Source organism: Streptomyces sp. NPDC086766, assembly GCF_044746005.1.
Taxonomy (GTDB): Bacteria; Actinomycetota; Actinomycetes; order Streptomycetales; family Streptomycetaceae; genus Streptomyces.
On the sequence record NZ_JBIVBI010000015.1, the window covers coordinates 150,925 to 170,415 of the forward strand.

Annotated in this window: 19 protein-coding genes; 7 read left to right on the plus strand and 12 right to left on the minus strand. The window is 73.7% G+C overall.

The features are described 5' to 3' along the window. Window positions 1-3 precede the first annotated feature (3 nt). The 4 genes from ACIPM1_RS25940 (at window position 4) to ACIPM1_RS25955 (ending at window position 5,721) form a co-directional block, all read left to right on the plus strand. Window positions 4-2,787 (plus strand): SpoIIE family protein phosphatase, encoded by a 2,784-nt coding sequence (locus tag ACIPM1_RS25940; protein ID WP_402438646.1) that lies wholly within the window; start codon window positions 4-6, stop codon window positions 2,785-2,787. A gap of 60 nt (window positions 2,788-2,847) precedes the next feature. Then, window positions 2,848-3,576 carry a L,D-transpeptidase family protein gene (locus tag ACIPM1_RS25945; protein ID WP_402438648.1) on the plus strand — a complete coding sequence of 243 codons (729 nt, stop codon included), beginning with the start codon at window positions 2,848-2,850 and terminating at the stop codon, window positions 3,574-3,576. Window positions 3,577-3,711: 135 nt separating this feature from the next. Continuing rightward, on the plus strand, window positions 3,712-4,134 hold the full coding sequence (locus ACIPM1_RS25950; RefSeq protein WP_402438650.1) for an ATP-binding protein: 423 nt from the start codon (window positions 3,712-3,714) through the stop codon (window positions 4,132-4,134). A 261-nt stretch (window positions 4,135-4,395) separates the two neighbouring features. Then, a complete protein-coding gene (locus tag ACIPM1_RS25955) occupies window positions 4,396-5,721 on the plus strand; it encodes a lipase family protein (RefSeq protein ID WP_402438651.1) in 1,326 nt (441 codons plus the stop codon). Window positions 5,722-5,961: 240 nt separating this feature from the next. On the opposite strand, the gene ACIPM1_RS25960 is transcribed toward ACIPM1_RS25955, so the two are convergent. From ACIPM1_RS25960 to ACIPM1_RS25990, 7 genes are all read right to left on the minus strand, one after another. Continuing rightward, complete coding sequence (locus ACIPM1_RS25960) at window positions 5,962-6,330, minus strand: cytochrome C oxidase subunit I (RefSeq protein WP_402438653.1); 369 nt, start codon at window positions 6,328-6,330, stop codon at window positions 5,962-5,964. Next, window positions 6,327-8,006, minus strand: coding sequence for a cytochrome c oxidase subunit I (gene ctaD / locus ACIPM1_RS25965; RefSeq protein ID WP_402438655.1), 1,680 nt, complete (start codon window positions 8,004-8,006; stop codon window positions 6,327-6,329). Before ctaD ends, ACIPM1_RS25960 begins: the two co-directional genes overlap by 4 nt. Before the next feature lie 210 nt (window positions 8,007-8,216). Beyond that, window positions 8,217-9,113 (minus strand): YihY/virulence factor BrkB family protein, encoded by an 897-nt coding sequence (locus tag ACIPM1_RS25970; protein ID WP_402438657.1) that lies wholly within the window; start codon window positions 9,111-9,113, stop codon window positions 8,217-8,219. Continuing rightward, the gene (locus tag ACIPM1_RS25975) at window positions 9,103-9,699 is read right to left on the minus strand and encodes a hypothetical protein (protein ID WP_402438659.1); all 597 of its coding nucleotides are present in this window, start codon (window positions 9,697-9,699) and stop codon (window positions 9,103-9,105) included. The genes ACIPM1_RS25970 and ACIPM1_RS25975 overlap by 11 nt, the downstream gene beginning before the upstream one ends. Next, window positions 9,687-11,000: a DUF6286 domain-containing Asp23/Gls24 family envelope stress response protein gene (locus ACIPM1_RS25980; RefSeq protein WP_402438661.1), complete on the minus strand. Its 1,314-nt coding sequence runs from the start codon at window positions 10,998-11,000 to the stop codon at window positions 9,687-9,689. The genes ACIPM1_RS25975 and ACIPM1_RS25980 overlap by 13 nt, the downstream gene beginning before the upstream one ends. Window positions 11,001-11,023: 23 nt before the next feature. Further along, a complete protein-coding gene (locus tag ACIPM1_RS25985; protein ID WP_356183213.1) occupies window positions 11,024-11,209 on the minus strand; it encodes a hypothetical protein in 186 nt (61 codons plus the stop codon). Between the two features lie 49 nt (window positions 11,210-11,258). Next, window positions 11,259-11,753, minus strand: a complete 495-nt coding sequence (locus ACIPM1_RS25990) for an Asp23/Gls24 family envelope stress response protein (RefSeq protein WP_402438663.1) — start codon at window positions 11,751-11,753, stop codon at window positions 11,259-11,261. A 202-nt stretch (window positions 11,754-11,955) separates the two neighbouring features. Between ACIPM1_RS25990 and ACIPM1_RS25995 the strand changes: the two genes are divergently transcribed. From ACIPM1_RS25995 to ACIPM1_RS26005, 3 genes are read left to right on the plus strand one after another with little or no spacing between them, the layout of a single operon-like run. Next, window positions 11,956-12,555 carry an RNA polymerase sigma factor gene (locus tag ACIPM1_RS25995; protein WP_402438664.1) on the plus strand — a complete coding sequence of 200 codons (600 nt, stop codon included), beginning with the start codon at window positions 11,956-11,958 and terminating at the stop codon, window positions 12,553-12,555. After that, a complete protein-coding gene (locus ACIPM1_RS26000; RefSeq protein WP_402438666.1) occupies window positions 12,552-13,211 on the plus strand; it encodes an Asp23/Gls24 family envelope stress response protein in 660 nt (219 codons plus the stop codon). Before ACIPM1_RS25995 ends, ACIPM1_RS26000 begins: the two co-directional genes overlap by 4 nt. Beyond that, window positions 13,208-13,555 carry a hypothetical protein gene (locus ACIPM1_RS26005; RefSeq protein WP_402438668.1) on the plus strand — a complete coding sequence of 116 codons (348 nt, stop codon included), beginning with the start codon at window positions 13,208-13,210 and terminating at the stop codon, window positions 13,553-13,555. The genes ACIPM1_RS26000 and ACIPM1_RS26005 overlap by 4 nt, the downstream gene beginning before the upstream one ends. A gap of 291 nt (window positions 13,556-13,846) precedes the next feature. Here ACIPM1_RS26005 and ACIPM1_RS26010 read toward each other — a convergent pair whose 3' ends face one another. The 5 genes from ACIPM1_RS26010 to ACIPM1_RS26030 form a co-directional block, all read right to left on the minus strand. Then, entirely contained in the window at window positions 13,847-14,701 is an 855-nt protein-coding gene (locus ACIPM1_RS26010) for a SigB/SigF/SigG family RNA polymerase sigma factor (protein ID WP_356183204.1), read from the minus strand. A gap of 119 nt (window positions 14,702-14,820) precedes the next feature. Next, a complete protein-coding gene (locus tag ACIPM1_RS26015) occupies window positions 14,821-15,816 on the minus strand; it encodes an Acg family FMN-binding oxidoreductase (protein ID WP_402438670.1) in 996 nt (331 codons plus the stop codon). A 127-nt stretch (window positions 15,817-15,943) separates the two neighbouring features. Continuing rightward, window positions 15,944-17,569 (minus strand): MFS transporter, encoded by a 1,626-nt coding sequence (locus ACIPM1_RS26020; RefSeq protein ID WP_402438672.1) that lies wholly within the window; start codon window positions 17,567-17,569, stop codon window positions 15,944-15,946. Between the two features lie 45 nt (window positions 17,570-17,614). Beyond that, window positions 17,615-18,340, minus strand: coding sequence for a hypothetical protein (locus ACIPM1_RS26025; protein WP_402438674.1), 726 nt, complete (start codon window positions 18,338-18,340; stop codon window positions 17,615-17,617). A gap of 99 nt (window positions 18,341-18,439) precedes the next feature. Then, window positions 18,440-19,426 (minus strand): hypothetical protein, encoded by a 987-nt coding sequence (locus ACIPM1_RS26030; protein ID WP_402438676.1) that lies wholly within the window; start codon window positions 19,424-19,426, stop codon window positions 18,440-18,442. Between the last annotated feature and the right edge of the window lie 65 nt (window positions 19,427-19,491).

Genomic DNA, 19,491 nt, shown 5'->3' on the forward strand with positions numbered 1-19,491 from the left:
GACATGATCGGTCGTTTCCGCCGATCCCGTTCGCGAGCGGCTCCGCCGCCCGGCGACCGGCGTTCGAGTGATCCGTCCCGTCGCCCGGCGCCCGGGGGCGTACCCGGGCGGCGTCCGTCGCTCAGCGTGCGCACGCTCTCCACGCAGGTCTTCCTCCTCCAGGTCGTCGTCGTGCTGGTGCTCGTGGTCGCGGCGGCCGCCGCCCTGGTGCTGCAGGGGCGGCTCGACGGCGAGCAGAACGCCCGCAACCGCACCATGGCCGCCGCCGAGGCCTTCGCGCACGCGCCCGGCACGGCACCCGCCCTCCAGTCGGCTGATCCGGCCGCGCTGCTGCAGACGGCGGCGGAGAACACCCAGCAGGCCTCCGGGGTGGACTTCGTGTCCGTGATGGACAAGGACGGCGTGCGGGTCGCCGATCCCGACCCGAGGCTGATCGGCACCCGGGCGGAGGGGGTCGGCCGGGCCGCGGCGGGCGAGGCGTTCACCGAGGACTTCCGCGGCAAGCCGTCCGACGCCGTCCGCTCGGTGGTGCCGGTCCTGGACCCGAGCCGGCGGGTGGTCGGCATCGTGAGCGCCGGGATCCAGGTCGAGACGGTGGGGCACATGCTCGGCTGGCAGGTGCCCGTGGTGCTCGGTTCGGCGGCGCTGGCCCTCGCGCTCGCGACCGCGGGCACGGCCCTGGTCAGCCGGCGGCTGAGCCGCCAGACCCACGGCCTCGGCCCGGCCGAGATGACCCGGATGTACGAGCACCACGACGCGGTGCTGCACGCGGTGCGCGAGGGCGTGCTCATCCTCGGCGCCGACGGCCGGGTCCTCCTCGCCAACGACGAGGCGCGCCGGCTGCTGGACCTGCCGGCCGACGCCGACCTGCGGCAGGTCGCGGAGCTGGGCCTGGGGCCGGGCATCACCCGGCTGCTGATGTCGGGTGAGACCGCCTCCGACGAGGTGTTCCCGGCCGGGGACCGGCTGCTGGCGGTCAGCGTCCGGCTCACCGCACCGTACGGCGGCCCGCCGGGCGTGGTGGCCAGCTTCCGCGACACCACCGAGCTGCGGGCCCTCTCGGGCCGGGCCGAGGTGGCCCGGGAACGGCTGACGCTGCTGTACGAGGCCGGGGTGCGGATCGGGACGACCCTCGACGTGCGCCGCACGGCACAGGAACTCGCCGACGTGGCGGTCCCCCGGATGGCGGACTTCGTCACCGTGGAGCTGCTCGACTCGGTGCTGCGGGGCGAGGAGCCCACGGGGGCCGTGCGGAGGATGCGGCGCACCGCGTTGCGCGGGTCGCGGACGGGGCACCCGCTCCAGCCGGTGGGTGACCTGATCCAGTTCGTGGTGGCCGACACGCCGACGGTGGCGGCGTTGCAGCGCGGCAAGGCCGTCCGTGTGCCCGACCTGCACGAGGCCCGGGACTGGCGGGCCCAGGACCCGGAGGGCGCCGGACAGGTGCTGGCGTACGGCATCCACTCGCTGATCACGGTGCCGCTGCGGGCGCGGGGCGTGGTGCTGGGGGTGGTGAACTTCTGGCGGGGCGCCGGCGCGCCGCGGTTCGAGGAGGAGGACGTGGCGGTCGCCGAGGAGCTGGTGGCACGGGCGGCCGTGGCGATCGACAACGCGCGCCGGTACTCGCGCGAGCACGCGATGGCGGTGACGCTGCAGCGCAGTCTGCTGCCCCGGGACCTTCCGGACCAGGAGGCGCTGGAGGTGGCGTGGCGTTATCTGCCGGCGCAGTCCGGTGTGGGCGGCGACTGGTTCGACGTGGTGCCGCTGCCCGGCTTCCGGGTGGCGCTGGTGGTAGGCGACGTGGTGGGGCACGGGCTGCACGCGGCGGTGACGATGGGGCGGCTGCGCACGGCGGTGCTGAACTTCTCGTCGCTGGACCTGCCCCCGGACGAACTGCTCGGCCATCTCGACGAGATGGTGATGCGGCTGGACACCCAGACGGCGGGCGCCGACGGCGAGCAGGCCCCGGTCACCGGTGCCACCTGCCTGTACGCCATCTACGACCCCGTCGGCGGGCGGTGCACCCTGTCCCGCGCCGGTCATGTCGCGCCGGCCGTCGTGGACCCGCTGGGGCGGGTGACCTTCCCGGAGCTGCCGCTGTCGCCGCCGCTCGGGGTGGGCGAGCATCCGTTCGAGGCGAGCGAACTGGAGCTGCCGGAGGGCAGCCGGCTGGTGCTGTTCACCGACGGTCTGGTGGAGGACCGCCGGCGGGACATCGACGAGGGCCTGGACCTGCTCCGTTCGGCCGTCGGGCGGCCGGAGCAGACGCCGGAGGAGACGTGCCGGGCGCTGATGGAGACGATGCTGCCGGAGCATCCGAGCGACGACGTGGCGCTGCTGGTGGCCCGGACCCGGCTGCTGGAGCCGTCCCGGGTCGCCACCTGGGACGTGCCGTTCGACGTCAGGGAGGTGTCCCGGGTCCGCACGGAGGTGAGCCGCCGGCTGGGCGAGTGGGGCCTGGAGGCGGAGTCGTTCGCCACGGAGCTCGTCGTCAGCGAACTGCTCACCAACGCGATCCGCTACGGCGCCCGGCCCGTGCGCGTCCGGATGCTGCTGGGCAGGTCGCTGGTCTGCGAGGTGTCGGACGGCAGCGACACCTCACCGCGGCTGCGGCGCGCGGCCGCCACCGACGAAGGGGGGCGCGGTCTGTTCCTGGTGTCGCAGTTCGCCGACCGCTGGGGCACCCGCTACGTGGCCGACGGGAAGGTCATCTGGGCGGAGCAGACCCTGGGCCGCACCCCTGAACCGGCCGCCGTCACCGCGCTGTTGGACGACATCGCCTGGTGAGGAACCGTCGGCAGGACACCCCCGGCCGGGTACGCGCCGCGGGATGCGACGATGGAGCGCATGCGTAAAAACGGTGCGAGGCGGGCGGCTGCCGCGGTGGCGGTCTGCGGTGTGATGGCGATGTCCCTCTCGGGGTGCGGCGGTTCCCGTGCGCGCGCGGCGGGAGACGACGCGGGGGGAGCGCACGGCGCGCCGGGCGACACCGACCCGAAGCGGGTGCCCGGCATCGGGGACCGGCTGTGGCGGCGCGTGCCGGCCGACTCCCGGCAGATGGTCGTGGTCTACGGCGCGGGCCCGAACTCCCCCGACTCGACCGTCGCCCTCTTCACCCGGCACGGCTCGACCTGGGAACGCACCCGGTCCTGGGCGGCGCACAACGGCAGGCACGGCTGGACGACGGACCATCACGAGGGCGACCAGCGCACCCCGGTGGGGGTGTTCACCCTCAGCGACGCCGGCGGCGTGCTCGCCGACCCCGGAGCCAGGCTGCCGTACACCAGGTCGGCGTCCTTCCAGGCCCCGCACTGGTGGAACAAGGCGTCCTGGCACGACTTCGACTACGTCATCGCCGTGGACTACAACCGCGTCAAGGGCACCGCTCCCAACGACCCCACACGCCCGCAGGGCCAGTCCAGGGGCGGCGGGATCTGGCTGCACATGGACCACGGCGGCGGCACGTCGGCGTGCGTGTCCCAGTCCCAGGAGGCGATGCGCTACCTGCTGCGCACCCTCGACCCGGCCCAGCACCCCGTGGTGGTGATGGGGGACAAAGCCGAGCTGCGGGAGTGAGGGCCTGCCGCGCCCGGCACCCGGCACGGGGCCCCTTCTCGTCCCTCCGGCCGCTCCCTTCTCTCCGCTGCGTCGCGACGCTGCCAAGGGGTAGACGCCCAGGGGTGGACAGACGCAGGAGAGGAAGGGATCACTGTGGACCGAACGTCGCTTCGGGCGGTGGGCTGGGCGCGGTCGCTGCCCATGGACCGCGAGGTGAAGGAGGCACGGGACTGGGCGCGCGAGCACCTGGACTCCCTGGGGTGGACCACCAGCGCCCCGGAGATGGTGGACGCCGTTCTGCTGACCGTCTCGGAGCTGGTCACCAACGCGCACACCCATGCCCACAGCACCGCTCAGCTGGTGCTGGCGTGGGACAACCGCTGCCTGCACATCGCCGTGCACGACTCCTCCAGCAAGCTGCCCTCCCCCCGGTCGCCGAGCACCGAAAGCCTGGGGGGCCGGGGCATGCTCCTGGTCGACGCCCTGGCCGACGAATGGGAGACCCGTTCCTGCCCGCACGGCAAGACGGTCACCGCGTGCTTCAGGCCGCCCCAGAACGTCGAGGCGGCACCATGACATCGCGCACCGGGTCCGGCGCGTGACGGCACGCAACCCGCTATTGGACACTGAGTCAAATTACTGAACCGTAACCTCCTTGCCGCTACCGGCGGTAACAGCTGGTCGGTACGGTCTCGTCAACCCACTCCCCCCGCAGCGTGGGGCGGCTGGTGGGACGAACCGTGCCGCCCCACGCTGCCGGTTCTTCGTGACCGGCCGCCGACGGCCGCCCGGTGCGAGGACCGCCTCTCCTGCCGGCCGCATCTCAGGAGGTCCCCCATGTCCTCGCGCAGACGTCTGCTGTCCGCGACCGCCGTCGCCGCCGCCTGTGTCACCGTCCAGGCCCTGCCGGCCGCCGCCGACACGGCGACGGCCCCCGTGGTGTCCCGGGGCGTCACGATCCCCGCGTTCTACACGCCGCCCGCGACGCTGCCCGCCGCCGACGGCGCCCTGGTCCGCAGCGAACCGCTCCCCCTTGCTCTGAGCCTGCCCGGCATTCCCGGTCCGCTGCCGGGCCGGGCCACCCGCCTGATGTACAAGTCGACCGACGCCGACGGCCGTCCGGTCGCCGTCACCGGCGCCTACATCGAGCCGGCGGCCGACTGGAAGGGCGACGGACCGCGTCCCCTGGTCGTCGTCGCACCCGGCACCATGGGCCAGGGCGACCAGTGCGCGGCCTCCATGGGCCTGGAGCATCCGCTGCGATTCAACGGGCAGACCGTGTCCGTCGGGTACGAGGACCTGTCGATCTACCGCCTGCTGGCCGGGGGCACCGCGGTCGTCGTCACCGACTACGTCGGCCTCGGCGCCACGGACCGGCTGCACACCTACGTCAACCGCCTCGACGAGGCGCACGCGGTCCTCGACGCGGCACGTGCCGCCCGGGCCGTGGACGGCGCGTCGGTCACCCCGGCCTCCCGGGTCGGCCTGTTCGGCTACAGCCAGGGCGGCGGCGCCACCGCCGCGGCCGCCGAGCTCCAGCCGTCCTACGCCCCCGACGTCGCCCTCGCCGGGACCTACGCCGGCGCGCCGCCCGCCGACCTCGCCGAGGTCACCGAGGCCATCGACGGCACCGAACTGACCGGCGCCCTGGGCTGGTCCCTCAACGGCTTCCTGCAGTCCGACCCCGAACTGCGGCCCATCGCCGAGGAGCACCTCAACGCGGCCGGCAAGGCCGCTCTGGCCGACCTGTCGACCATGTGCGTGGGCGACGCGCTGTTCTCCTACGGCTACGCCAAGAGCACCAGGTGGACGACCGACGGGCGTTCCCTCGGCGACATCATCCGCTCCACGCCCGCGCTCCAGGCCTTCCTCGACAGCCAGCGCATCGGAAAGCTGAAGCCGACCGGACCCGTCCGGGTGGCGACCGGCACCAGCGACGACCTCGTGCCCCACGCGCAGGCCCGCCAGCTCGCCGTCGACTGGTGCCACGAGGGCGCCGCCGTCACCTACGCGCCCGTCGTCCTGCCCGACGCGGGCAGCGCGCTGGTCAACCACTTCGCGCCGCTGCTCAGCGACCAGGGCGCCGCCGTCTCCTGGCTGACCGACCGTCTCGCGGGCAGGCCGGCCGCCTCCAACTGCTGGACCATGCCCGCACAGCCCTGAATGCCCGCGCGGTCTCGGACACGAAAGAACCCCGCCCCCGGAATCCGGGGGCGGGGTCTCGTCGAGCGCTGGGCAGGCCTTGCACCTGCATCTCCCCGCGGGAAGCGGGGCGTCTTTCCTTGGACCACCAACGCAGCGCCGGGTACCGGTTCTTCGGTGCCCTGCTCGAGATCGACCGTAGCACGCCGCTGCCGGCCGGGCACGTCGACCGGCTCGCGGGGGTGAGGGGCGGGGCGCCCGTCACCACCGTGCGAGGATCACGGTGACCGCGGCGAGCGCGGACACCAGGGTCACCGTGGTGATCAGCAAGGCCAGGCAGCGGGCACGCAGTTGGCGGTAGCGCTGCTCGTACTCGGCGCGCAGCGACCGGCTCCGGTCGGCCACGCGCTGCAGATCGGCGCGCGCACGGGACAGGCACTCGCGCACGTAGTGCCGCTCGACCTCCTCCCGCTGCGCGCCGGTGAGCCAGTGCAGCGGCTCGGTGAAGGCACGGGCGCGCTGCTCCGCCTCGGCCACCCGGGCCTGCCAGAGCAGGTACCCCTCGACCTGGTTGACCGTCTCGGCGGCGAGGGCCGCGTCGTCCGCTCCGCGTCTCACCGCGTCCGTCATCGGCGGACTTCCAGATTCTCCCGCCTGTCCGTCAGGGCGAGTTCGGGGTGGTGCAGGTCGAAGGCCGGGGACTCGCTGCGGATCACCGGCATGGTGACGAAGTTGTGGCGCGGCGGCGGGCAGGAGGTCGCCCACTCCAGCGAACGGCCGTAGCCCCACGGGTCGTCGACGCCGACCGTCCTGCCGTACTTGGCCGTCTTCCACACGTTGTACAGGAAGGGCAGCATCGACAGGCCCAGCAGGAAGGACCCGATGGTGGACACCGTGTTGAGGGCGGTGAAGCCGTCGGCGGCGAGGTAGTCGGCGTAGCGGCGCGGCATGCCCTCGGCGCCCAGCCAGTGCTGTACCAGGAAGGTGGTGTGGAAGCCCACGAACAGGGTCCAGAAGGTGATCTTGCCGAGGCGTTCGTCGAGCATCTTGCCGGTCATCTTCGGCCACCAGAAGTGGAAGCCGGAGAACATCGCGAAGACGACGGTGCCGAAGACGACGTAGTGGAAGTGGGCCACCACGAAGTAGCTGTCGGAGACGTGGAAGTCCATCGGGGGCGAGGCCAGGATGACGCCGGTCAGACCGCCGAAGAGGAAGGTGACCAGGAAGCCGGCCGCCCACAGCATCGGGGTCTCGAAGGAGAGACTGCCCTTCCACATGGTGCCGATCCAGTTGAAGAACTTCACCCCGGTCGGCACCGCGATCAGGAAGGTCATGAAGGAGAAGAACGGCAGCAGGACGCCACCGGTGACGTACATGTGGTGCGCCCACACGGTGATCGACAGGCCCGCGATGGCGATCGTCGCGCCGACCAGCCCCATGTAGCCGAAGATCGGCTTACGGGAGAAGACCGGGATGACCTCGGTGATGATGCCGAAGAACGGCAGCGCGATGATGTACACCTCGGGATGGCCGAAGAACCAGAAGAGGTGCTGCCACAGCAGCGCTCCGCCGTTGGCCGAGTTGAAGACCTGGGCGCCGAACCTGCGGTCGGCCTCCAGCGCGAACAGCGCCGCCGCCAGCACCGGGAAGACCATCAGGGCCAGCACCGCGGTCAGCAGCACGTTCCAGGTGAAGATCGGCATGCGGAACATCGTCATGCCCGGGGCGCGCATGCAGATGATCGTGGTGACGAAGTTGACCGAGCCGAGGATGGTGCCGAAGCCGGAGAAGGCCAGACCCATGATCCACAGGTCGCCCCCGAGGCCGGGCGAGTGCACCACGTCGGACAGCGGGCTGTAGGCGAACCAGCCGAAGTCGGCGGCCCCGCTGGGGGTGAGGAACCCGCCGACCGCGATCGTCGAGCCGAACAGGTACAGCCAGTAGGCCAGCATGTTCAGCCGCGGGAAGGCCACGTCGGGGGCGCCGATCTGGAGCGGCATGATCCAGTTGGTGAAGCCCGCGAACAGCGGTGTCGCGAACATCAGCAGCATGACCGTGCCGTGCATCGTGAACGCCTGGTTGAACTGCTCGTTCGACACGATCTGCAGGCCCGGGCGGGCCAGCTCGGCGCGCATCAGCAGCGCCATCACGCCACCGATCAGGAAGAACGCGAACGACGTGATCAGATACAGCGAGCCGATCGTCTTGTGGTCGGTGGTCGTCATCCACTTGACCACCACGGCTCCGGGCCGCAGGGGACGACGGGCCCCGACGGTTTCCTGCCCGCTCTGCTGAACATCTGTCATGGGGCCCGACACACGCTTTCCTAGGAGATTTGCGTCCACGAGTACCCGCGCACACCGCAGGACCCGGCACCATCCTCGCGCTCGCGGCCGGGGATGGGACGGCGCCTGTCACCGACACGGACCAGCGCCGGACGGAAAACACCCGTTTGGCCCACACGTGGATACGGCTGAAGCGGTGACCGGCCCGCCCGGCCGCGCGCCGCGTGGCCGTCAGACGCGGTGGCGGTCCTGGGGCTTGCCCAGTTCGGCGGCGAACTGGGCGCCCGTGAGCAGGGCCAGGTTGGACAGCCAGAGCCAGATCAGGAAGACGACGACGCCGGCGAGGGAGCCGTAGAGCCTGCTGTAGGCGCCGAGCGCCGAGGCGTACAGGGCGAAGGCGGCGGAGACCACGAGCCACAGGGCCACGGCCAGCACACCGCCGGGCAGGGTGCGGCCGTGCCGGCGTGCCTGGACCGGCCCGGTGTGGAACACGACGACGACCAGGACCACCGCGAGACCCATCAGCAGCGGCCAGCGCAGCAGACTCCAGACCCACGCGACGGTCGCGTCGAGGCCGAGGAACCGCCCGACGGACTCGGCGACCGGCCCGGTGAGGATCAGGACGAGGGCGCTGACGACGAGCAGTCCGAGGAGGGCCAGGGCGGTGAGGACGATGCGGTGCGCCCTGCGCCAGGGCGAGCGGTGGTCCTCCACCCGGTGCATCCGGTGCAACGCGCGGCGGAAGACGGCCAGATAGCTGGAGGCCGACCACAGGGCGCTGCCGGCGCCGGTCACCAGAAGGGTCCAGGTCGTGGAGTCGGCACGCAGCATACGCGCCAGGACGTCGTGCAGTTCGGCGCCCGACTGCGCCGGGGCGTAGGCGCTGACCTGGCCGATGAACCGCTCCGCGGTGTCGGGGCTGATCAGCCCGAAGGCGATGACGGTGGCGAGCAGTGCGGGCAGCACGGCCAGGATGGCGTAGTAGGTGAGCGCGGCCGCGTAGTCGGACACGTCGTCGTGCCACATGGACACCGGGGTGCTGCGCAGCGCCGGCCACCACGCGGCGGGCGGGCGGGGCAGCGCGCGGGGCAGGCGTCCGGTGCCCTGGGTGCGTGATTCAGCGGACATGCGGCATCCGGTGGGCGCGGCCGCTGAGGCGGATCCGGCCGTCGAGCGTGTAGGGGTCCGCCGCCTCCTCGGCCTGCCCCAGAAGGCGGGTGAGGGACGGCAGGACGGCGGCGGGGGCGGTGTCCGGCAGAAGCCACACCCGTACGTCGGCGCGGAGCCGCCGGCGGCCCAGGGCGCCGATGCCGACCCGGCAGCGGGCCACACCCTCGACCCCGAGCACCCGCCGCGCCACGGCGTCCTCGAGGGCGCGCCTCCCGAGCGCGCCGCCCGGCGCGGGCAGCGGCAGCAGCGGGCGGGCCCGGCCGGCGAACTGCCGTACGCTCCACAGCGCGAGCAGCAGGGCGGCGGTGATGGACGCGGCGGTCGTGGCCGGGGTCCACCAGCTCTCCGCGCGGAGCGCGGCGAGGCGGTCCGGGTCCAGCAGCGGACCCCCCGGCCGAGGGGGAAGCCAGGTGACCGGCAGGCGGGACGCGAGCGGGGTGTGCGCCACCGCCAGGAGGCCTCCCGCGAGCACCAGCGCCAGGCCGGTGACCGTGAGGACGGTCCGGTTCACGGCCGCGTGCAGCCGTCGCATCATCTGGTCCATTCGGAGGAGGCCGGTCCGGACGGGGTCGCCGCCGTCCGGCCCGGGGGTGACGGTGCGGCCGGTGGGGGCGGCACGGTGGGCGGGGAGGGCACGGCCTCGGTTCCGGTCGTCGCCCCGGTGTCGGCCTCGGCCTTGGTCCCGGCCTCGGTCTCGGCCACGGCTGCGGGACGGGCCTCGGCCCTCGTTCCCGACTCCTTCCCGGTCTCGGCCACGGCTCCCGCGTCCGCCTCGGCCTTGGTTCCGGCCTCGTTCCCCGTCTCGGCCACGTCTCCGGTGTCGGCCTCGGCGGGCGGTGCCGTGGCAGGGGCCGGCGGCGGGAGCGGGGGCGTCGCCGGCGCGGGTTCGGCGGGTGTCGGGGGTGTCCAGACCGGGTCCGGGGTGACGACCACGCGCAGGCGCGGGGTGCGGCGCAGGCCGCAGTCCGCCAGGGCGTGGCGCGCGGCCTCGGTGACGTGGTCGCGGGCGGTCGCGACCTCGCCGAAGGCGAGCGCGGCGCGGACGGTGGCGCGGCGGCGGCGCACCCGCACCGTCACCGGCCCGACCCCGTCCGCGCCGGCCACCGCGTCCCGCACCAGGGCGGCCACCGCCGACCGGTCCACGGCGACGTCCGTACCCGGTGCCGGGGAGGTGACCGTGAGGACGCCGCGGCGGCCGGGTGTGGCGGCGAGCACCAGCAGCCAGAGGCCGAGCGCGGCGGCCACGGCTCCGGCGAGCACGACCGGCGGGTCGCCCGGGCCGTGGTGCGCCAGCCAGTCGGCGGCTCCCGTGCGCCAGGCCGCGGGCGGGCGGTGCCCGGTGCGCACGAGGATCAGGTCGAAGGCCAGGGCACCGCAGGCGAGCGCGGCGGCGAGGGTGAGCAGGGCCGTCGGCAGTCGCCGCCGCGACCACCACCGGCGGGGGGTGCGCCGACGCGGGCCCGGGCGGGCGGCGGCGTCGGCCGGTCCGGCGGCGGACGGTGCGGCGGTGGGCGGCTGGGGAGCGGCGGACGAGTCCGCCAGCGCGGTGACGTTGACGGCCGGCTCGGCGACATCGAGACCGGTCAGCAGGCGGGTCCGCGCGGCGATGTGCCGCTGCACGGTGCGTACCCCTTCGGCCAGCGGGGCGGGATAGGGCAGCGTCACCTCGAGCGCCACCTCGGCCCGGCGACCGCGGACGGTGGCCGAACTGCCCGTGGCCCCGGCCACCCGGCCCGGCAGGGCCTCCCGGACCGCCGCCGCGGCGATCTTGCGCACCGCGCGGTCCGAGACCGTGGTCGTGCCCCGTTCCGCGACGGTCGTGGTGTCCCGCTCCGAGACCGTCATGGCCCCCCGTTCCGCCCCGGTGGTCATCGGCGGCCCCGCTCGACCAGGTCCCGCAGGTCCCGCACCCGGCCGCCGCCCTCGAACCACCGGCCCGCCGCCCAGCCCAGGGCACCCAGCGCGGCCACGAGCAGGAACGCTCCGAAACCGCCGAACCAGCCGGCGAACGCCAGGGCCATACCGGCGATCATGCCCACGAACGCGGTGCTCATCCTCGTCCACCTCTCACCGTGTGTCGCTTCCACCTGGCCTCGGGCGGCGCTAGGCCACGCGGGACTCGGCCGTCGTCTCCTCGGCGTCGTCCCCGGGCAGGTGGACGTCGTTGACGGTGACGTTCACCTCGACGACGTCCAGGCCGGTGACGCGCTCCACGGCGGCGATGACGTTCTCCCGGACGTCCCGGGCCAGGTCGGTGATGGGGACGCCGTACTCGACCACCAGGTCCAGGTCGATGGCCGTCTGCCGCTCGCCCACCTCGACCTTCACCCCGCGGCCCACGTTCGGCCGGCCGCCGGGCACGCGGTCGCGCACGGCGCCGAGGGTGCGGGACAGGCTGCCGCCCATGTCGTACACGCCCGGGATCTCCCGGGCCGCGATGCCGGCCAGCTTCACCACGACGACGTCGGCGATCGAGGTGCGGCCGCGCGTCGCGGCGGGCTGGTCGGCGCCGGTGGTGCCGCCCGCCAAGGCCGTCGTGGCCTGCTCGGCGCGGGGAGCGGAGGCCGTGGGGGCGGTCGGCGAGGTCTGCGTGGTCATGAGCCGTGTCCTCTCTGCTGCGGATGAACTGCTCTCACTGCGTCAGACCCGGCACGGCCACGTCTGTGACGCGGATTCCCCGAAAAACCCCCGGCGCTCCTGCCGGTCGTGCGTCCGCTTCGCATCCGATCACGGAATTCCGCGTAACAGGGCACCACGCTGCCGTGTCCAACGATCAGGACCGAACGAGAGGAGCCGCCCGGTGGCGGGGGCCCGCAGAGACACCGCACGCCCGACGGCGGACGGCGGGGCGGACGACGCCCGGCTCTCCGACGACCTGTTGTCCGTCCGGGCGGCGGAGGGTGACGAGGAGGCCTTCGCGCTGCTGATGCGCCGGCACGCCCCGGCACTGGTACGGCTGGCCACCGGGATGCTCGGCAGCCCGGTGGAGGCCGAGGATGCCGTCCAGGACGCCTTCATCAGCGCGTGGCGCAGGCTGCCGGAGTTCCAGCGGCGGTCGGCCTTCGGCACCTGGATGTACCGGATCGTCACCAACCGGTGCCTCAACGTGCTGCGCGCCCGCAAGCCCGTCGGCCCCCTGGACACGGCGGAGGACGTGCCCGCACCGGAGCACTCCGTGTCCCCGCCCCGGATCGCCGAGTCCCGGGACGCGATGCGGGCGATGCGCGACGCCCTCGACCGGCTGTCGCCCGAGCAGCGCGCCTGCTGGGTGCTGAGGGAATGGGACGGCCGGTCCTACGAGTTCATCGCGGAAACGGTCGGCATCACCCGGGAGGCCGTCCGCGCCCGCGTCTTCCGTGCACGCCGTTGCCTGACACAAGCACTGGGGGCCTGGCGATGACCACCCGCATCGACCCGCACGACCCGCCGCCGGCCGGGGGCGGGGACGACGAGCAGCTCGCCTGCGGTCGGCTGCTCTTCGAGGTCTGGCAGGACTGGGAGCAGCGGGCCGGCGACCCGCACCTGCGTTCCTGCCCGCACTGCCGGGAGGCGGTGCGGGAGCTGGAGCGGCTGGAGTCGGCCGTGCAGGAACTGCGCGAGGAGACGGCGAGCGCGTACGACGTGTCGGGGCTCACCCGGCGGGTGATGGACGTCGTCCGGATGGAGTTGCGGCCGGGGCGTCCGCTGCCTCTGGGCGACCTCGTGGAGGATCTGTGGATCATGGAGGCGCCCGCCGCCCGGACCCTGCGGGCCGCCGCGGAGACCGTCACGGGCGTCCGCGCGGGCTCCTGCCGTCTCACTCCCCCGCGCGACACCGGCTCCCCGGCCGTGGAGGTACGCCTGGAGGTGCACGCGCCGGCCACCGTCCCGCTCCCGGAGACCGCCGAGCGGGTCCGCCGTCGGGTGTGGGAGGCCGCCGAGGAACGGCTGGGGCTGACGGTCTCGATGGTGGACATCCGAGTCACCGACCTCGTGGAAGAGACGGCCGGCGTGCGGGACGACGTAGACGACGTGAACGACGACCGGGACAGCACCGGGGAAGGACGTGACCGATGAGCGACTCCGACCTGCGTGCCGGCCTGGAGCGGGACATCGCCAGGGCCGTGGAGGACGTGCCGGGTGTGGCCTTCCTCAGGCCGGGCGTCTACGGGCGGCTGCGTTCCGATCGCACCGCGGGCGGCCCCGGTCGGGCCGGAGGCCGGCCGGCCGGCGTGCGGATGAGCCGGGCCGGGGACGGCGGCGCCTGGCAGGTGGACATCCACCTCGTGGCCCTGGCCGGGGCCCGGACGGTCGACGTGGCCCGCGCCGTCCGCGGCACCGCGCGGGAGCGCATGGCCGCCGGGCTCCCCGCGGACGCGGTTCCGGCCCGTGTCACGGTGACGGTCACCGGCCTGGTGTGACGCGCCGCCCGCCCGTGACCGGCGGCCGCCCCCGGCGCGGGCAGGCGGACGCGGACGGCCGTATGGCGGGCGTGAAAAGCCGCATGGCGAACACGGAAAGCCGTACGGCGGACACGAACAGCCATGTGGCGAACGAATCGGAAACCCGTACGGCGACGCGGAACGCCGAACCGCGGACGCAGACAGCCGCCCGTGACGGGCGGCCGTGCGTCAGGGCGGCCGGTCGTCACGGGCGGCTGGGCGCGGGGTGCCCGGCCGGGCGGCCGGACAGCGCGGGGGCGGGAGCGCCGGTCAGGAGGCGCTGAGCATGCCCTCGCGGAGCCGGGCCAGCAGGCGGGACAGCAGCCGGGAGACGTGCATCTGGGAGACGCCGAGGCGTTCGCCGATCTCCGCCTGGGTGCGCTCCTCGACGAAGCGCATGTGGATGATCTGGCGGTCGCGTTCATCCAGCTGGGCTATGAGCGGCGCCAGCGCGTGGAAGTCCTCGACCAGCTCCAGGGCACCGTCCTGCGCGCCGATGAAGTCGGCCAGCACGGTCTCGCCGTCCTCGCTGCCGCCGATCGCGGCGTCCAGGGAGGCGGAGTTGTAGCCGTTCGAGGCCAGCCGGGCCTCGATGACCTCCTCCTCGGACAGGCTCATCAGCTGCGACAGTTCCTTCACCGTCGGCGTGCGGCCGAGCCGGCTGCTGAGTTCCTCGGTGGCGCGGGCCAGCTGCACGCGCGCCTCCTGGAGGCGGCGCGGCACGTGGACGGCCCAGGAGGTGTCCCGGAAGAAGCGCTTGATCTCACCCACCACGTAGGGAATGGCGAAGGAGGTGAACTCGACCTCGCGGGCCAGTTCGAACCGGTCGATCGCCTTGATCAGTCCGATGGTGCCGACCTGGACGATGTCCTCCATCTCGCCCGGCCCGCGGCTGCGGAACCGCGCGGCGGCGAACCGCACCAGGGACATGTTCATCTCGATCAGCGTGTTCCGGGCGTACTGGTGCTCGGGCGTGCCCTCCTCCAGGACCGCGAGCTGGTCGAAGAACAGCTTGCTCAGCTCGCGGGCGTCCTTCGGGGCGACCTTGGACGGGTCCTCGACCTCCGGCAGCCGTACCGTCCTCGTCTCCACAGCCGCTGCCGCCGTCGCTGTCGCCGTCATCATGCCCCTCCCCTGCTCGTCGGTCCCGTGCCTGACCACGGTGAGCACCGGATACCCCCGACTTAGGCATACACACCCGCGTGCAGAAAAGTCGTGGGAAAAGAATGGCCGCCGTACCGGCGTCACACGATGGTGAGCACCTCCGACACGGGGCGGCGCGGCGTCACCACGCCCTGGGGGCCGTAGCCCAGGCGCAGCACCATCTGAACCGGGCCCTCCCCGACGACGGGGTCCCGGCTCAGCCCGCGCAGGTCGCCGCTCTCCAGCAGGTGCGAGGTCAGCGAGCCGGCCAGGCCGGCCAGGGTGGCCTTCAGCAGGACGCGCTCCAGGGCCTGACCCGCGCGCAGCCAGTCCGCCGGGCTGTCGCCCGGGGTGCTCAGCAGCGCCAGCTGCGGACTGCGCTCGAAGGCGGTCGCCCCGCGGTCGGCGGTGGCCCGGCGGCCTGCGAAGTCGCGCCAGGGCGCCTTGCCGTCGGTCTTGCGCGGCCCGAAGGCGTATTCGGGCACGCCGTCGACGGCCGTCTCCGCCTCGGCGCCCAGCCGGGTCCAGTGCTCCAGTTCCTCACGTCCGGTCGGGTCCGACTCGTCGCGGGCCTCGGCGTCACGCACCAGTTCCAGGACGAAGTCGCCGTGCCAGGGCTGGGCGAAGGCGAGCGAGGCCCCCTCCCGCTCGGCGTCCTCGCACAGTTCCTCCCGTACGGGCTGCGGGACCGGCTCGTCCGTGAACGGGTGCCGGCTGGTGTGCCTCCTTCGGAGCGCGGGGTGCAGGCGCGCCAGCTCGTCGTCGGGCGCCCCGCCGGGGCCGGCGGGTGCGAGGCGGAGCGCGGCCAGCAGGTGCGGGTCGCCGGGGTCGGGCAGCAGCCGGACCCCCGGCGCGAGCCCCTCGTGCGCGGCGGCCACCCGCAGGTTGAACAGGGCCGCTCCGCAGCCGATGTACAGCGACCGGTTGTCCGGGTCGGTGCGCGGCATGGCGCGCGCGAGATCGGCGCGCAGTTCGAGGACACCCTCGTCCGTCAGGAAGCGGAACGTCCAGGGCTGCGCGTTGTGCATGGACGGCGCGAGGACCGCCTCCGCGACGAGCGCTCCCACCGTCCCGACGTCGATGTCTCCCGCGGTCATCGGACCGTCTCCTCACCGGCCGGCGACGGACGCCGGCCCTGTTCTAGCAGTACCCGAAGGCGGGCTCCGTCACAGCTCGGCCGGCCTCCGGGCCCGGCGATCCGTTCCCCGATCGCCGCCCCGGGTCTCACTGTTCGCTCCGCGGTGCGTGCCCGTCGCCGCGCGGAGCGCGTCCCTCGCTCCGCGGTGCGCGTCCGGAGCGGCGCGGCATCACCTTGTACGCGGCCACCAGCACCAGCAGGGGCACCGCGCTGACGGTGAGCATCGTCAGGCGCAGGCCGTTCGTGTAGTCGAGGGCGAGGTCCAGTCCGGACGCCTGCCGGAGCAGGTTCGGGTCGTACCCGGCCGTACCGGGGCTGGTGGCCATCGCGCCCCGGACCGTGTCGACGGCCTCCCCGGCCTGGCTCAGCGAGATCCCGCGTGCCTCGGCGTCCGCGGTCCACCGGCGTTCGAAGAACAGGTCCAGCAGCAGCAGGTAGACCGTGGGGCCCAGGGCGTAGCCGGTCATGCCGAAGGCCGGCTGGACGGCGGCGGTGGTGCCGGCCTTGCCGGGGGGCGTGTGGGACAGGATCGTCTCGGAGGCGGAGGCCGAGGTGATCAAGGTGCCGAGGTTGCAGGTCCAGGTGGCCAGGACGAGCAGCCACAGGGCCATCCGTGGCTCGACGGTGGCCGCCATCAGCAGACTGCTGCCGATCAGCACCGCAAGGCCGGTGAGCATGAGCGGTCGGGGCGAGTGCGCCGCCATGACCCGCCCGGCGTAGATGCCGGACGCCACGATCACCGCGGTGCCGGGCAGGTACAGCAGGCCGATCTCCCGTGTGGACAGCGCGAGCACGCCGGAGCCGAACTGCCCGAGGACGACGCTGAACCCGGCGGAGAGGAAGTTCAGGGTCAGGGCCGCCAGCACGGCGACCGCGAAGGGCCGTCTGCGGAACAGTTCCAGCGGCATGGCCGGTTCCGGTGTCCTGCGCTCGTGGCGGACGAACGCGGCCGCGAGGAGGGCGCTGACCGCCAGCGGGATCCAGGCCTCGGGGTGCCCCAGCCCGTTCTGCGCCGCGCCGATGCCGTGGACGAAGCCCAGCAGGGCGAGGCCGAACAGGGTCACCCCGACGACGTCGAGCCGGGAGGTGCGGTGGCCGGGCGGCACGGCGACGTGACGCACGGTCAGCACCAGGGCCACCAGCGAGAGCAGGGCGGCCGGCAGGAAGACGCCCCGCCAGCCCAGCCAGTCCACCACCGCTCCCCCGACCAGCGGGGTCACCCCGTACAGGCCCATGTCGACGGCCATGAAGACGCCGAGGGCGAGGGGCCGGGAGCCCGAGGGCACGGAGACGGTGAGCAGGGCCAGGGACAACCCCAGCATCGCGGCCATGGCCAGCCCGTCCAGGAGACGCATCACCAGCAGGAACGGATAGTCGGGCGAGAGCGTGGAGAGCAGGTTCACCAGGATCCCGGCGGCCAGGCCCGCGACCAGCAGCCGCTTGGGTCCGTGGGCGTCGCCGAGATTGCCCACGGCCAGGACGGCGGAGGCCACCACGAGCGTCGCCGCCCCGCCCAGGAACCCCAGGACGTCGGGCGGTACGCCGAAGGTCCGGCCGATCAGGGGGAGGTTCAGGCTCAGCATGAGAGGGTCGACGGCGGTGACGGTGAACGACACCGCGGGCCCGAGCACGGCGAGCAGGAGCGCCCCGGTGAACTTCGGCGTCCCCCCGGCCTCGCGTACGGCGGCCGCGCCGCCCTCACCGGTTCTCATCGGCACTCCAGCCGCTCGCCGCGGCGACCTCCCGTCCGCGCGCCGTCACGCCGCCGCCGCGACCCGGGTGCGCAGGTTCTGGAACTGACGGGCCTGCATGACGAAGTGGGCGGGCTCGCCGATCAGCAGGTCCAACGGCCGGGTGAGCGGGCGTGGGCGGCCGAGTCCGCGGGTGCGGACCACCAGGCGCGTTCCGCCGCCGGGTGCCGGGGCCAGGTGGAAGCCCCAGATCCCGTCGAGGCGGGCCCGGGGCGCCGGCCCCGTGCGCGGGTCGAACGAGTGGCCACGGGTGAGGTCGAGGTCCGAACGCAGGACCAGGGTGCGGTGGGGTGCGATCAGGGCCACGGAGAACCAGGACCGGCCGCCGCGCGCCGTGTCGATGCTCTGGCCCTCCTCCAGCGTCTGCCACCGGGGGACGATGTGGTCGGCGCTGGGTCGGCCGTAGTGGTCCAGCCAGTCCCAGCTGTACCGGCCTCCGCGGTCGTATCCCATCTGCACCAGCCAGGCCCACACCGTCTCGGGCGGCGCCGGCAGGGTCGTCGCCATGGTCGACGTGGCGTCGGCGTCGGGGACGAGTTCGTCGCCCGGGTAGACCCGCGTGATCTCCTCGTGTGTCGCACCCCAGGTCAGCAGCCTGGGCCGGATCCACCGCGCATAGGCGGCCAGTGCCCCGCAGGCCAGGACGACGGGGACGGCGCGGGAGACCCCGGCGAACGGACGGGTCCGCGGCCGGGCGTACGTCCGGCGTCGGCGTGTGCGTCGCGTGGGCATCGTGGCCTCCCTGGGTCCCCCCCGGGTCTGCGTCTGGTTCCGGACTACCAGGGGCCGCGGGAGGGGTGCGAGGGCCGTTCGGCCCGCCGGGGGCGCCGGTCAGCCCCGGGCGTCCGGGTCGCGGTTCCCGTCCCGGCGGCGGGAGATGTGGGTGCGGGCGGAGCGCCAGCGCAGCCGGGTCTGGGCCCTCAGGGTGTCCCACTCCCGGCGGACCTCGTCCGCGGAGGGCCGGCGCCCCTGGCCGATCCGGACGAGTTCGTCCCCCACCTCGCGGCCCACCGCCGCCGAGGCCACGAGGACCAGCATGACGCCGAAGAGCGCCGAGATCATCGCGAAGACGGCGCCGACCGACCCGTAGCGCGCCGCGTAGGAGTTGAACAGGTGCGGCAGGTAGAAGGTGGCGCCCACCGAGTACAGCGCCGAGAGGACGGCCGCGATCACCGCGAAGGGGAGCAGCTCCCCCGCGGTGATCCGCTTCGCGGAGAGGATCCGGCCGCTCCAGACCAGGAACACGGCGGTCACCGGCGCCTCGTACAGGGAGGCGCCCAGGCCGAACCGCCCCCTGCCGAGGGCGGCGTACAGCCAGCCGCTCACCGTCACGTAGACGGCGAGGGTGAGGATCCACCACAGGCCGTTGCGCGTGTTGCGCACGCTGAGCGGCCTGAGTTCCCAGGTCTGTTCGAACAGCCGCTGGCCGGCCCGGGCGAAGCTGAGCGCGGAGATCACCAGGAACACCGCTCCGAAGAAGCCGACCCCGGTGCTCTCCCCCTCGGCCGGGGTGAAGAGGAACCTGACGGCCTCCGCGCCGGAGTGGGTGAGGCCGTAGCGCTTGATGATGCGGTCCGCGGTGTCCTCGCCGCCGAGTCCGTTCAGCAGGGCGCCGGTGAGGATCACGACCGAGACGAGCGCGGTCAGCGCGCCGGACGCCAGGGCCATCGCGCGGTCGAAGCCCACGACCTTCTGGAACCGGTTGATCACGCGCAGCGCGAAGGCGGGACGCAGCCAGAAGGTCAGCACTCCGATGAGCCGCTCGCGATCGATCCCCGCCGTCCTGTCCTCCGTGCACGTCGAAACCCACCGGACCACGCGAGGCTAACGGACGGCGGGCCGGTGGACGGGGACGACACGGCGGGCACCTCCACGGCGGGTTC

Bases quoted from the DNA above. Each gene is read 5' to 3' on its own strand.
- ACIPM1_RS25940 (WP_402438646.1), top strand. From the start codon at position 4: ATGATCGGTCGTTTCCGCCGATCCCGTTCGCGAGCGGCTCCGCCGCCC.
- ACIPM1_RS25945 (WP_402438648.1), top strand. From the start codon at position 2,848: ATGCGTAAAAACGGTGCGAGGCGGGCGGCTGCCGCGGTGGCGGTCTGC.
- ACIPM1_RS25955 (WP_402438651.1), top strand. From the start codon at position 4,396: ATGTCCTCGCGCAGACGTCTGCTGTCCGCGACCGCCGTCGCCGCCGCC.
- ACIPM1_RS25960 (WP_402438653.1), bottom strand. From the start codon at position 6,330: ATGACGGACGCGGTGAGACGCGGAGCGGACGACGCGGCCCTCGCCGCC.
- ctaD (WP_402438655.1), bottom strand. From the start codon at position 8,006: ATGACAGATGTTCAGCAGAGCGGGCAGGAAACCGTCGGGGCCCGTCGT.
- ACIPM1_RS25970 (WP_402438657.1), bottom strand. From the start codon at position 9,113: ATGTCCGCTGAATCACGCACCCAGGGCACCGGACGCCTGCCCCGCGCG.
- ACIPM1_RS25975 (WP_402438659.1), bottom strand. From the start codon at position 9,699: ATGGACCAGATGATGCGACGGCTGCACGCGGCCGTGAACCGGACCGTC.
- ACIPM1_RS25980 (WP_402438661.1), bottom strand. From the start codon at position 11,000: ATGACGGTCTCGGAGCGGGACACCACGACCGTCGCGGAACGGGGCACG.
- ACIPM1_RS25985 (WP_356183213.1), bottom strand. From the start codon at position 11,209: ATGAGCACCGCGTTCGTGGGCATGATCGCCGGTATGGCCCTGGCGTTC.
- ACIPM1_RS25990 (WP_402438663.1), bottom strand. From the start codon at position 11,753: ATGACCACGCAGACCTCGCCGACCGCCCCCACGGCCTCCGCTCCCCGC.
- ACIPM1_RS26000 (WP_402438666.1), top strand. From the start codon at position 12,552: ATGACCACCCGCATCGACCCGCACGACCCGCCGCCGGCCGGGGGCGGG.
- ACIPM1_RS26005 (WP_402438668.1), top strand. From the start codon at position 13,208: ATGAGCGACTCCGACCTGCGTGCCGGCCTGGAGCGGGACATCGCCAGG.
- ACIPM1_RS26010 (WP_356183204.1), bottom strand. From the start codon at position 14,701: ATGATGACGGCGACAGCGACGGCGGCAGCGGCTGTGGAGACGAGGACG.
- ACIPM1_RS26015 (WP_402438670.1), bottom strand. From the start codon at position 15,816: ATGACCGCGGGAGACATCGACGTCGGGACGGTGGGAGCGCTCGTCGCG.
- ACIPM1_RS26020 (WP_402438672.1), bottom strand. From the start codon at position 17,569: ATGAGAACCGGTGAGGGCGGCGCGGCCGCCGTACGCGAGGCCGGGGGG.
- ACIPM1_RS26025 (WP_402438674.1), bottom strand. From the start codon at position 18,340: ATGCCCACGCGACGCACACGCCGACGCCGGACGTACGCCCGGCCGCGG.